The 12,584-nt window shown below is 62.6% G+C and carries 11 protein-coding genes; 5 read left to right on the top strand and 6 right to left on the bottom strand.

Annotated features, from left to right (window positions below; all coding sequences use genetic code 11):
- Positions 1–9: 9 nt before the first annotated feature.
- Complete coding sequence (locus tag DPM33_RS13370) at positions 10–1,902, bottom strand: pilus assembly protein TadG-related protein (RefSeq protein ID WP_167449055.1); 1,893 nt, start codon at positions 1,900–1,902, stop codon at positions 10–12.
- Positions 1,903–2,236: 334 nt separating this feature from the next.
- Here DPM33_RS13370 and DPM33_RS13375 point away from each other — a divergent pair, with 334 nt between their 5' ends.
- The 3 genes from DPM33_RS13375 to DPM33_RS13385 all read left to right on the top strand — a co-directional run bounded on the left by DPM33_RS13375 (position 2,237) and on the right by DPM33_RS13385 (position 4,960).
- A complete protein-coding gene (locus DPM33_RS13375; protein WP_112097905.1) occupies positions 2,237–3,097 on the top strand; it encodes a TIGR01459 family HAD-type hydrolase in 861 nt (286 codons plus the stop codon).
- A gap of 32 nt (positions 3,098–3,129) precedes the next feature.
- Positions 3,130–4,113 carry a bifunctional riboflavin kinase/FAD synthetase gene (locus DPM33_RS13380; protein WP_112097906.1) on the top strand — a complete coding sequence of 328 codons (984 nt, stop codon included), beginning with the start codon at positions 3,130–3,132 and terminating at the stop codon, positions 4,111–4,113.
- A 145-nt stretch (positions 4,114–4,258) separates the two neighbouring features.
- Positions 4,259–4,960 carry a hypothetical protein gene (locus tag DPM33_RS13385; protein ID WP_146770244.1) on the top strand — a complete coding sequence of 234 codons (702 nt, stop codon included), beginning with the start codon at positions 4,259–4,261 and terminating at the stop codon, positions 4,958–4,960.
- 109 nt (positions 4,961–5,069) lie between these two features.
- On the opposite strand, the gene DPM33_RS13390 is transcribed toward DPM33_RS13385, so the two are convergent.
- The 4 genes from DPM33_RS13390 to DPM33_RS36220 form a co-directional block, all read right to left on the bottom strand.
- Positions 5,070–5,624, bottom strand: a complete 555-nt coding sequence (locus DPM33_RS13390) for an HdeD family acid-resistance protein (protein ID WP_112097908.1) — start codon at positions 5,622–5,624, stop codon at positions 5,070–5,072.
- Positions 5,625–5,743: 119 nt separating this feature from the next.
- Positions 5,744–7,156, bottom strand: coding sequence for a glycosyltransferase family 4 protein (locus tag DPM33_RS13395; protein ID WP_167449056.1), 1,413 nt, complete (start codon positions 7,154–7,156; stop codon positions 5,744–5,746).
- Complete coding sequence (locus tag DPM33_RS13400; protein ID WP_167449057.1) at positions 7,156–8,190, bottom strand: glycosyltransferase; 1,035 nt, start codon at positions 8,188–8,190, stop codon at positions 7,156–7,158. Before DPM33_RS13400 ends, DPM33_RS13395 begins: the two co-directional genes overlap by 1 nt.
- A complete protein-coding gene (locus tag DPM33_RS36220) occupies positions 8,172–9,080 on the bottom strand; it encodes a hypothetical protein (RefSeq protein WP_167449058.1) in 909 nt (302 codons plus the stop codon). The genes DPM33_RS13400 and DPM33_RS36220 overlap by 19 nt, the downstream gene beginning before the upstream one ends.
- A gap of 193 nt (positions 9,081–9,273) precedes the next feature.
- Between DPM33_RS36220 and DPM33_RS13405 the strand changes: the two genes are divergently transcribed.
- On the top strand, positions 9,274–10,464 hold the full coding sequence (locus tag DPM33_RS13405; protein WP_112097911.1) for a glycosyltransferase family 4 protein: 1,191 nt from the start codon (positions 9,274–9,276) through the stop codon (positions 10,462–10,464).
- Between the two features lie 112 nt (positions 10,465–10,576).
- Complete coding sequence (locus DPM33_RS13410; protein ID WP_112098048.1) at positions 10,577–11,377, top strand: MipA/OmpV family protein; 801 nt, start codon at positions 10,577–10,579, stop codon at positions 11,375–11,377.
- A gap of 24 nt (positions 11,378–11,401) precedes the next feature.
- Here DPM33_RS13410 and DPM33_RS13415 read toward each other — a convergent pair whose 3' ends face one another.
- The gene (locus DPM33_RS13415; RefSeq protein ID WP_245442125.1) at positions 11,402–12,556 is read right to left on the bottom strand and encodes an SAM-dependent methyltransferase; all 1,155 of its coding nucleotides are present in this window, start codon (positions 12,554–12,556) and stop codon (positions 11,402–11,404) included.
- Positions 12,557–12,584 lie beyond the last annotated feature (28 nt).

Below are 12,584 nucleotides of genomic sequence, written 5' to 3' on the forward strand. Positions count from 1 at the left end.
TCGTGCCGCTCAGCTGACGATGCGCAGGTTCGACAGTTCGTTGCCGATCGCCTTGAAGTCGTCCGACAGCGTCGCGCCGGTCGAATTCCAGAACAGCTTCGCCGGCTTGGTCGGATCGGTCGGATCCTTTCGGAAGCGCGAGTCCGACGAGCAGGTCTTCAAGGCTGTCATCTGCGCCGCCTCGGCCGTATTGGTGGAGTCGAGGTCGAGCGCGATGGTCATGACGATGACGTTGGCGGCTTTCGCGTTGTCGCACAGCGTTGCCATATGCTCGCTCATCGCCTTGGTGTAGTTGGCGTTCGAATAATCGGTCTTGCTGACACTGGTGCTGGTGCCGAGGAACGGCCGGCCGTAGGTATAGGTGCTTCCGAACGGCTTCGACTGGCTGCTGGCGCCGTTGCCGTAGGCAAGATAGCCCAGCGAGGAATAGATGGCCTTGTTGCCGGAAAGGTCGTTGCCCCCTTGGTTCCAGTTCGTGCCTGAATAGCTCTGCGCGGTCACCGATGTCGGCGTGTAATAGGTATTGGCGCCGTCGGTGAGCACGATCAGCACCTTATCGTTGCCCTTTTGGGTTTCCGACCGGCCCTCGGTGAAGGGCGCGCCGCTGGAAAGCGTGCGCCAGCCCCAGGCCATGCCCTCCGGAACATTGGTGGCGCCGACATCGACCATGGCGTCGATCGCGTTTTTGACGGTGGTGGCGCCAGCCGCGGTCGAAACATCGGTCAGAGGTGTGATCGCGGTCGTGCTGCAGCTGGTGTTCGGCCCGGCATTCGAGCCGTAGGCGGGCGTGACCTTGGTGCCGTAGTTGAAATATTTCGGCATGTATTTCTGGCGCGTCGGGTTGTCGCTGCTGGACGTCACGTCGAGGTGCCAGTTGTTGTTTGCCGGCCGGGAACTGCTATCCGTGTTGTCGGTTTCGTCGGGCGCGAACATCGGCACGAACAGTGTCGCCGGCGTCGAGGTCGAGGCTGCAGTATCCTGGATGTTGTACGGATAGGGACGCGACTCGACGCAGCCGCTCCAACTCGCGATCGGCGCATAGACGATGTTCGACGAGCAGTTGCCGTTCGAGGTGGTGCACGAGGAAATGCGCTGCATCCATTTGTAGAGCGAGAAACGCGTCAGCGGCCTGTCCTTCTGGGTCGCATCCCAGCTCGTTCCGCGCGCGTACCAGATGCTGCCGACCTTTTCGACGTATCGCTGCGGCCAGGGCGAGTTCGCCTGGGTCATCGTCGTCCAGTCGAAATTCTCGTGCTGGACGGGCGAGATGCCGTCCTGATCCATCCATGTCGCCGTTGAGTTGCCCGAGCCGATATTGACCGAGGCGGCAAAGGGGACAAGGCTGAACTGAACGGGGTTGGAAATCTGTTTCATCAGCTGCGCTTGCCCCGACAGCTGATCGACAAGCTGCTTGGCGGCGCTCTTCAAGAGGTCGAAGCGCACCTGGTTCGAGCCGTGACCGAGTTCTGTCATCGAGCCCGAATTGTCGAGCACCAGCGACACTTCCAGCGTGTTCTTGAGCCGGATCTCGGACCTGGCCGAGAAGTTGAGGTTCGTCTGGCCGGCTGTTCCGCCAAGCAGCGCGACCGCGGCCGGCAGGAAGTAGGGCTGGTACTTGAGGGCGGCCTCGAGAACCAGCGTGCCGCCGCCCGCATTGTTGTTAGGCAAGGTGACGGTCAGCGTCGTGTTGGCCGGAAGAACGTGCTTGAGATTGGCCTCGAAGAATGTCTTGGCATAGGCCTTGGCATCGGCGTCGCTGGCGCCAGCGACGATCTGCTGTGCCGTCGCGATGCCGGCGGCATCGAGCGCGTTCAACGTCTCCTGCCGCTCCCGCACCAACTCGGTATAGTCGACCGCCAACGCCACGCCGCCCATCAGCGGTATCATCGTGATGGCCGTCATCAAGGCATAATTGCCTTGTCTGTCGCGTAGGAATTTGCGGATCAATGCCCTTAGCCCCCGCCAAGATCCTATAGTTTCTGCCTCATCTTCGTCATGAATCGTTAAATTTTAGGCTTCTCGAAAGCAGCAAGATCGCGCAGCCCTTTGACGAGGCATTAACCCTGTGCGCCCAAACCAACAGTCCTGGGCCATCGCCGATCCCCGTCGCCTGTCCGCGCCTGGCGGGGAAGGCCGCTCGGGAAAGCTGGTGACAGGATGAGGCGCTTCGGCTATGCGGGGCCGACCGCGGCGGCCTTCAGCGCGACGCATTCAAGATCAAAATCAGGGAAACGGCATGGCGGATTCGCCTGACATCATCGCTTCGCTCGACGATCTGGCGGGGCGCTACGCGGCCATCCTGTGCGACGTGTGGGGCGTCGTGCACAATGGCGAATGGCATTTCCCGGCCGCTGCCGCCGCGCTTGCAAGGGCGCGCGCGGCCAATGTGCCCGTCGTGCTGATCACCAATTCGCCGCGTCGCAGCGCCGACGTCGTCGCCCAGATGAAGGTCATCGGCGTACCCGCCGATGCCTTCGACCGGGTCGTTACGTCCGGCGACGTGACGCGTGACCTGATCGCCGAGGGACCGAGGAAGATTTTCCACATCGGCCCCGAGCGCGATTTCACCCTCTATGACGGGCTCGACGTCGATCTCGTCGAGGAATTCGAGGCCTCGGGCCTCGTCTGCACGGGGCTCTATGACGACGAGGTGGAAAAGCCCGCAGACTATGCCGATTTGCTGCAGCGGTTGCGCGCCCGCGATCTGCCGTTCGTTTGCGCCAACCCGGACATACTGGTGGAGCGCGGCGAACGCACCATCTGGTGCGCCGGCGCGCTCGCACGGGATTACGCACAACTGGGCGGCCGCACGCTGATTGCCGGCAAGCCTTTCGCGCCGATTTACGATGTCGCCATGAAGGAGGTCGCCAGCCTGCTCGGTCGCGCCGTCGAGCGCAATGAGGTTCTGGCCATCGGCGATGGCATGATGACCGATGTCAAGGGCGCGGCCGACAACGGTTTTGACGTGCTCTACGTCTCGGGCGGTATCCATGCCCGCGACTATGGCGATCCGCTGCGGCCCGATCCCGAGAGACTGGCGGGCTTCCTCGAAAAGCATGGCTACCGGCCGGTGGCCGTCATTGCGCGTCTGCAATAGGTTGATGGTCCGGCCATGACGGGCATCTCGACATGACGCAAGCCTTCGAACGTCTTTCCGCCGTCGCGCCACTGCCCGAGCCTCTGCGCGGCGGCGTCGTGGCGATCGGCAATTTCGACGGCGTCCATCGCGGCCACCAGTCCGTGCTGGAGCGCGCGCTGGCCGAAGCCCGCCGCAACGGCGCGCCCGCCTTGGTGCTCACCTTCGAGCCGCACCCGCGCAAGGTGTTCCGGCCGCAGGTGCCGCTCTTCGTTCTGACACCGCCGCCGATGAAGGCGCGGCTGCTCGCCGGGCTTGGTTTTGCCGCCTTGATCGAGCAGCCGTTCACGCGCGATTTTGCCTCGCTCTCGGCCGAGGCGTTCGTGACGGATGTGCTGGAAAAGAATCTCGGCATCCGCCACGCCGTCACCGGCTTCGACTTTCACTTCGGTAAGGACCGCCAGGGCGGGCCGGCCTTTCTGATGGCGGCGGGAGAACGGCACGGCTTCGGCGTGACGCTGGTCGACGCCTTCCGCGACGAGGGCGCCGAGGTGGTCTCGTCGAGCCGCATCCGCGAACTGCTTGCCGAGGGCAAGGTGGAGGAGGCCGCCGGCCTGCTCGGCTATCGCTTCACCGTCGAGGCCGAGGTGATCGGCGGCCAGCAGCTTGGCCGCACCCTCGGCTTCCCGACCGCCAATATGCGGCTTTCGCCGGAAGCCGCCTTGAGGGAAGGCATCTATGCCGTCCGCTTCCGTCGCGCCGACGGCACGCTCCATGACGGCGTCGCCAGCTTCGGCCGCCGCCCGACCGTCGACGACAATGGCGCGCCGCTGCTCGAAACTTACGTCTTCGATTTTTCCGGCGATCTCTATTGCGAGACCTGCGAGGTGTCGTTCTTCGGCTTCCTGCGCCCGGAGCTCAAATTCGACGGCCTCGACGCGCTGGTGGCGCGGATGAAGCAGGACGAAGCCGAGGCGAGGGCGTTGCTGGCGGGCGTGCGCCCGCTGTCCGAACTGGACGCCGAGATCGCGTTCTGATCTTTCGCGCGCGAATTCATCGTGGGCCAGAACAGGCAAAAACCGTCACCATATGCACGCGCGGCGTGGCTCGCGCGGTGCCCGTGGCCCCGGAAATTGTGGCTTCCTCTCAATTCTGCTCTACTGCGGAAGTTGGGAGATGCTCATGACGAATGTCCTCGTGGCGATTGCCTGTCATGGCGGCAATATGAAAGTGCAGTGCGCCGTCAGCCTGGTTGCCTTGTGCTCGAGCTTCGCGGCGAAGGGCGTCCTTTTCGAGATCAGATATCGCGACAGCGCCGACGTCGCGGCCAATCGCAATTTTCTGGCCTCGATTGCCTTGTCGCAGCCTGAGCGCACGCACCTGCTGTTCGTTGACAGTGATATGGAATTCAGGCCGCAGACGGTGTTTAGGATGCTGCAACTGGCACGGCCGGTTATCGGCTGCGTCTACTCCAAGCGGCGTCCGGCTTCTTCCTCGATCGACGACTTCGTCGTCGACGTCGGCGATCAAACCAGGCTTCACGTTCTCAATGGTATTTGCCAGGTCGCCGGCGTGGGCATGGGACTGACGCTCGTCCAGCGCAGCGTTCTCGAGCGGATGGCCGGCACGGGGGAGCTTCGCCAATGGCGGCCCGACGGGGCCGGTCCGCCGCAATACGGCTTCTTCGATCCGATCGCGACGAAGAACAGCTATGCTTCCGAGGACCTCTCTTTCTGCAAAAGATGGTCCTCGCTCTGCAATGGCGAGATCCATGCCCTTGTCGACGAGGAAATCGGGCACGTTGGAGAATTTACCTACAAAGCTCGCCTGGTGGATCTTATCGGTGGGTCGCGAGGCGACTCCAACCAAAAACCTCAGGCGTGAACCAACTAATCGAGGTGGCGCTCGATATGGAGCGATGCGCTCTAAGGCACGGGCCGGCGTGAGCGCCCGCTGTCGCAACTGGATGCCGCGTTCTGATCGCTTGTTGCTTCTACCGCTTGAGCGCCAGCCCGATGGCGATGAGGCTCCAGCCCTGGAAGACCAGGTCGATGGCCAGGAACATGCCGAGCACCCACAGGCTGTTGACCGGCCAGCGCATGGCGATGATCAGGCCAAGCAGAATTGAGATGATGCCGGCCGCGAGCAGCCATCCCCAGCCTTGCTCCGGCCGGTGGTTGAAGGCGACCGAGGCCCTTAGCAGCCCCGAGGCGACAAGCGCGATCGCCAGCAGCAAGGTGAGCACCGCCGAGGCAAGCAGCGGGTTGTCGAAGGCAAAGAAGCCGGCGACCGCGTAGAGCAGGCCGCTCAGCAACCAGTAGAAGAACCGCCCCCATGTCTTGACGCCGAACGCATGGATGATCTCGATGGCGCCGGCCATCAGCATCAGCCAGCCGACCACATAGACCGAGGCCACCGTGGCGATGAACAGATTGCCGAAGGCGATGCCGCCAAAGATCAGCAGCAGCACGCCGAGCGCCACGAACCATCCCCATTTGTCCCGCGTCCGGCCGATTGCGTCTTTCAGGGCGTCACCTTGCAAGGTCATGATGTTCTCCCTCGAATATCGCCGCGCCGCTTGCGGGTGAAAGGCAGGGTAATGCTGATGACCCCGTGCGTCCAGCGAGCGGGGGCGAGACGCCGGACGTTGCCTGGCTGTTGGTTGGGTTATGCTTCGTCCGGGAACGGCGCAAGCACCGCCTCCAGCGTCTCGCGGCCAGCCTGCTCCCAGCTTCTCGCAATGAATTCGCCGGCCTTCGCCTCCCACGAAGAGCGAACCTCCGGCGAGGTGATCCACTGTCGCATCGCGTTTTCCCACCCGTCGACGTCCAACGGATCGAGGCAGAGCCCGTACGGACCGACCACTTCGGCGATGGCCCCGCCCGTCGAGGCGATCAGGGCCTTTCCGTAGGCCAGCGCCTCGACGGGCGGCAGCCCGTATCCCTCATAGAGGGACGGATACACGCAGAACGCATTGTTCCGGTAGAGGATGGACAGCGTCGCGTCATCGACGTTGTCGAGATGGATGAGGCTCTTGCCATAGTCGGGATGGCTGTGGAGCTTGGCCAGGATGCCTTCGACCAGCCAGCCGCCGCGTCCGACGAAAACCAGCTTGATGCCGCTATGCGTGACGGTCCCGTCCAGAACGAGGCGCCGCCAGACATCCATAAGCAGCGAATGATTCTTGCGCGGTTCGATCGTGGAAACGAACAGGATGTAGCGACCCGTCTCGAGACCGTCCGGAAGACTGGCGCTCGCCTTGGATTTGCGGACGGTGTCGCAACCGAGCGGGATATGTTCCAGCTCCGGCAGGTGGCTGCCAAGCTCGGCGGCATACTCCTCGACATCGGCGGTGACCCGCTTCGACGTCAGGATGAACCGGTCCGCCAGCCTGATCGCCAGCACCACATAATCCGTGAATCGCTTGACGTCATGCGGCTTGTACCAGTCGGGAAACTGGATCGGGATGATGTCGTTCAGCAGCACGATCAGCTTTGCGCCTTCCAAGCGGCACTCGCGCGAAATGACCTCTATATCGGTGTGCGACCAGTCATTGTTCATCAAGAGCAGATGGTCGCCGGACGCCGGCTTGTATTCGTTTCCGGCCACCGTCCGCAGCGGCACGACCCGGACGCGGGAGCCGTCATCGCGAGCGACCAGCCGCCGCTCGTTTGGCTTCATCAGCCGGTTTTCTATCCGCTCGAGCAAAGCAAGAAGACTGCTGTCGGGATTGTGCCGGGTGAACGCGCCGATTTCCGTTATCAGGATGCGGCGCGGTTTTATGATCACCATCAGCAACTGCCGCGCCCAGTTCGGCCAGTGGTCGTAGAACCGCACCTTGATGCGGGCGGGATCCGGATAAAAATGCATGTCGCATGAGATGTCTCCGGCGATGATTTCCGCCGCTATTTGCGGCGAGACCTGCCTGAGGACCCGGTCGATCGGGTCGAACACCGTGAACGCGACCTCGGAAGTCTTGAACACGGCCGCCGCCGCTGTGTAGCGGCGTTGCACCCGGACCAGACCGACCGGAGGGCCGAGCCAGCGCGCCATGCTCGTGAGGTCGACGACAAGCCGCATCAGTTCCGCCGCATTTTTGCAGGACGCGCGGTCATCCTGCGCCAGGCCAGTCGAGGTCCGAGCGCCAGCGTCCTGAAGGAGGGGGCGCCGACGGTCGCGAGGAACAGCAGCTTGCACGTGGTGGCCAAGGGTATGCCCGCGGTTCGCAACAGCAGCTCGATGTCGCGTCTTTCCAGACTGGAGATGCCGACGCCCGTGGCGGCGCGCCATGCCAGAAAGGCTCCGATGGCTTCAGCGGGTTGGCTGCTTGCGTCGAACGGCTCGGCGCGGGAGCGGCGCAACAGCGCCGACTGCCTGGCCAGCGCCGCGGCCGCTTTCTGCTGGTCCTCCTTCACGCGCGAGATCTGTCCGGGATGCGAGCGCAATTTCACCAGCCGCGCATCCATATTGGCCAGTTTTCCTGTCTCGGAAAGCCGCAGCCACAGATCGTAGTCCTCGGCATAGGTGAACGCGCTGCGGTAGCCTCCCACCTGTCGGACCGCCTCGGTCCGGAACATAACCGTCGGATGAAGCATGGGATTGTATCTGGCAAGCGCGTCCCGCAACTGCTCGCGGCCGATGGGAACGTCCATCGGTTTCAACGGCTTTCCATTGCGGTCGATTTGCAATCCCGCGGTTCCAAGCAACTGCAGGTCGGGATCCGCCTCGAAACACGCTGCCTGCAGGCGCAACCTGTCGGGCAGCGAGACATCGTCGCAATCCATCCGCGCCACAAGGGGCGCCCGCGCGAGCGAAATCCCCATATTGAGCGCATCGACGATCCCTTTGCCGCGATTGGCGACAACTTTGACGCGGCTATCGCAGTCGCTGATCGATGTTGCGATCGCGGCGCTGTCGTCGCAAGATCCGTCGTCGACGACGATGACTTCGATGTCCGCCAGATCCTGGTGCAGAATGCTTTGAAGGGCTTCGCCGAGATACGGCGCGCCGTCTCTCACCGGAATGACCACACTTACCGTCGGCAATTGTGCTTCCCTGGGTCGTCGGGGCGTGATGGCATCGGTGGCCGGTTCCGTCATCGTGTCGACCGCCAATCGCTTTGTCGCGCCGACGTCTGCGAGACGTGAAGCACGGGCTCGAGCAAGCGCAAAACCGCTTCGCGCTTCTTCGCCTTCAACGAGAGGTCGCCGTCGAGGCCGACTTCGTGAAGCCAGCTGCCCCGCCATTCGCAATAGGCCTGCTTGAGTTCAATCCCGGGCAAGGCCGCGAATGCGGTTATCGGCCGTTGCGGCACGGCATTCGGGTCCACATCCCGATAGAGCACCTGCCAGTTGGCACCGCCGGTATCGAGGCCGGCGAACCAGTCGAGTCCGAAATCGAGAGGCTTGCGGCTAACGGCGTCGAATCGAAAGAAGCAGTAGCCGGCCCACAGGTACCACTGCGACCCTGCCCAGCGCAGATCGCCGTGGAACGCCGCGCGCGCGAGCGGTTCGAAGGGGTCGCATGGCTGCGTCGGGAAAAGATCTTGGTCCAGAAACCCGAACGCGGTCGGCGCGGCGGGTTTGAGAACGTTATGCCACATCCAATTCAGCGCCGCGCCGTGGGACCGGCTCGGGTTCTTCACGGTCCAAGGATTGGCCGGCAACCTGACATAGGCAGCGCCTCGGGCAATGCATACCTGCCTGTTCTCGCGCGCGGAAGCTTCGCTGGCGCTGTTGTCGGCCACGATGTGGAGATCGTGGCGAACAAGCCCTCTCGTCAGCCGCAACTGCAGATCCAGGCACTGGGCATCGCCGAAGGCAATTGTAAGCAGGACATTGCGCCCTCGGGTGGCATCGCGGATATCTGAAATGGCGCCGTCCTTGGCCGGCTGACACACAAACCTCCGGTCGATTTTCCGATAACGGGCAGTCTTGATGGCATGTATCAATGGTTGCAGTCTCAGCCATTGCCGCAACTTGTATTCGCGCAGGGCCTTAGGCACGGGTGGGGCTGCTTTCAGTCAAATTCGGTCTGGCTGCCGCGGTCGACCCTCGGAATCTTCATGAGCGCGCTCCCGGCTGGCTCTTCAGGAAAAGCTCGAATGCGGCAGCATCCAAGTCTTGATAACCGGCTATATACGGCATATTCGTGTTTTCAACACGACTAACACTAAGCGCCCTGCTTTGTTTGTTTGAATGAAGAAGTCTGCGGCGCGCCCGGAGACTCTCCGCTCGATCGGACTTGGGCAAAATGGCGCTCCGGAACATGCGATGAGAATCTGCTGTGCAATCTCTGCCCTGTTTATGAACGGAGGCCTCCAAAGGGATTGTCTTAACATCAGCGACCGCTTGGTCAAGCGCGGTCATGGCGTGACGATCCTGACGACCCGTCAGATCGGCCACGTCGAGAGTTCGGCGACGATAAAGGTCTGTCCGGCACGGGTCATCTCCAATCCTGGCACCGAATATGCCTTGGGAAGGACCGTGCTCGCGGCCAGACGGGACTTCGACTGCGTGGTCGGTTTCAACAAGATGGCGGGTCTGGACATCTACTATGCCGGTGACCCGCCTTATTTTGTCTCGAAACTTGGGTGGTGGCGGCCGTTTTCGCCACGTTTCATGCGCCAGCAAAAGCTGGAATCGATGATCTTTGCCCCTGGCAACGCGGTGCAGATCATTGCGCTCAGTGAGCACCAGGCAGCGCTTTACCGCGATTTCTGGCGAACTGAGGAAACCCGCATTCATGTCATAGGACCGACGCTCGATCCGAAGCGCTGCAGGCCGGAACTGCTGACCGGCGACCGCAATGAGATCCGCGATCGTTTTGGGCTTCCCCGCGAAGCCGTCATCGCCTTGAGCATCGCCAACAGAATGAAGGTGAAAGGTCTCGACCGGGCCGTAAAGGCTCTTGAGCCGTTCCCGAACATCCATTGGCTGATCGCCGGGCTCCGAAAAAACAGCGAGGAGGAAACCCGGCTTCGCGGCCTGATTGCCCGATCCGGCATGTCGGATCGGGTCACGCTTCTGGGCATCCAGGAGGACATTCCGGCGATCGTGGTCGCGAGTGACTTCATGCTGCACCCGGCTCGCCTGGAAAATACGGGCACGGTGATTCTCGAGGCGCTCGCAAACGGCCTGCCCGTCATTGCCTCGGACGCTTGCGGGTATGCAAAATATGTCGAAGTCAGCGGGGCGGGGCTGGTTGTGGCCAATCGCGACGATCCCGAAATCTGGCGGCAGGCAATCCTGAAAGCCTGTGACCCGGGGATCCGGGCCCAATGGCACAAGGCGGCTCTAGCCTATGGCGCGTCGACGCCGCTCACCGGCGGACTGGAAACGGCTTGCGACCTGATCGAGGCGTCGCCCCGCAATCGGCGTGTCGGTTAGTCCGTTCGCCGGGTTCGATGTCACCGATTTTAAGTCAAATTTTACCGAACGCACGGCATGGCTTGAGCGTCGGCAGGTGGTGTTGCCGGCGCGTTTCGCGTAAGGGGTGATGATGCGTATTGTCGGGAAGATTCCGCTGGCCGTCGCCATCGGCCTGTTCGTCGCCCCTGTCGCCCAGGCGGGCCAAGGCGGCAGCTGGATATCCGGCGACTGGTACCTGACGCTCGGCGCCACCGGCCTGGTCGCGCCGAACTTCGAGGGCGGCAAGAAATATATGTTCAGCGCCCAGCCGATCATCTTGCTGGGCAAGGCCGGACCGGAGGCGCGCTTCACCTCGCGCAACGACAACATCTCGCTGGCGCTGATCGACGACGGCTCGGTGCGCGCCGGTCTGACCGGCAAGTTCCTGTTCCATCGCACCAGCAAGGACGAGCTCCAGGGCCTCGACCCGGTGCGCTTCGGCGGTGAGGTGGGCGGCTTCTTCGAGTTCTATCCGCTGGACTGGCTGCGCGCCCGCGCCGAGCTGCGGCATGGCATCCGCTCCCATAACGGCTTCGTCGCCGACATAACGGCGGACGCTTTTTACGACATCACGCCGACGGTGCGCATCTCGGGCGGGCCGCGCGTGTCCTTCGCCTCGTCCGGCTATTTCGATGCCTATTACGGCGTCAACGCCACCGAGGCGGCGGCATCGGGGCTCAGCGAATACCATCCAGGCGGCGGCGTGAAGTCGACCGGCCTTGGCGGCGCCATCACCTGGAAGGTGACCGAACCGATGACGGCGAGCGTCTTCACCGAATATTCGCGCCTGATGGGGCCGGCAGCCGATTCCAGCCTGGTCAAGGAGCGAGGCGATCGCAACCAGTGGATGTTCGGCGTCTCGACCACCTACCGCTTCAATTTCACGATGTAGTAGGAGTCGCTTCGTCGTTGCCGATCAGGCCGGGTCAGGTTCGAATACGAAGAGACCCACATCGATGCTTCCGCCCCTGAAGCCTGCCTCGCAGTAGGCCAGATAATAATCCCAGAGGCGACGGAAGCGCTGGTCGAAGCCCATCGCCTGCACTGCCGCCGAACTCTGGCGGAAGCGCTTGCGCCATTCGGCGAGCGTGCGCGCATAGCTCTGCCCGAAGAAATCGGATGACACCAGCTTGAGGCCGGCATTTTGCGCGTGCGAGGCGATCAGAGCCTTGGTGGGCAGCATCCCGCCTGGAAAGATATGGCGTTGGATGAAGTCCGGGTTCCCGCGGTAGCGTTCGAATCGGCTCTCGTCGATGGTTATGACCTGCAGCACGGCTTTACCATCGGCTTTAAGCAACTGCCGGAGCTTGTTGAAATAGGTTGGCCAATACAACTCGCCTACCGCCTCCAGCATTTCGATCGAGACGATGCGGTCGAACGAGCCCTGGCAGTCGCGGTAGTCCTCGAGTTCGAGCCGTAACCGGTCGCGGACATCGCTACGCTCGGCCACTTGCCTGGCATGGTCCAGTTGCTCGGTTGAAAGTGTGATGCCTTTGACTTTCGCGCCGGTCCTGGCGAGCCGCATTGCCAAGGCTCCCCATCCGCAACCAATCTCGACAATATCGGCGTTTGGGGGCGGGGACAGAAGTTCCGCGATGAGCTCGAGCTTGTTTTCCTGTGCCTGCTCCAGCGTCTCGCAGTCGCCCCGGTAGAGTGCCGATGAATAGGTCATGCTCGGATCGAGCCATTGCCGGTAGAAGTCGTTTCCGAGGTCGTAGTGAAAGGCGATGTTGCGCCGGCTGCCTTGGCGGCTGTTGGCGCGCAACAAATGGCGTAGCCGGTTGAACAGCCGGATCGGAAGCAGCCCTGAGATTGCCTGCTCGATTTCGGCAATGTTCACGGCGGCGAGTTCGAGCAAGGCCGGGAGGTCAGGGCTTGACCAGTCGCCATCCATATACGCCTCGGCAAAGGCGATGTCCCCGCCCGCCAGCAGGCGGCGCACTGCCCGCCAGCGATAGAGCGCCACCGTCGCCTCAGGACCGGGCATGCCGGTCTGGTGTTCAACTATCGCGCCGCTCGGGGTGCGAACTGTGATCCCGCCTGCCTTGAGGCAGCCGAGCAGTCGCTTCAAGAGCCGACCGACGAAGAGACCTGGCCAA

The organism is Mesorhizobium hawassense (genome assembly GCF_003289945.1).
Lineage (GTDB): Bacteria > Pseudomonadota > Alphaproteobacteria > Rhizobiales > Rhizobiaceae > Mesorhizobium > Mesorhizobium hawassense.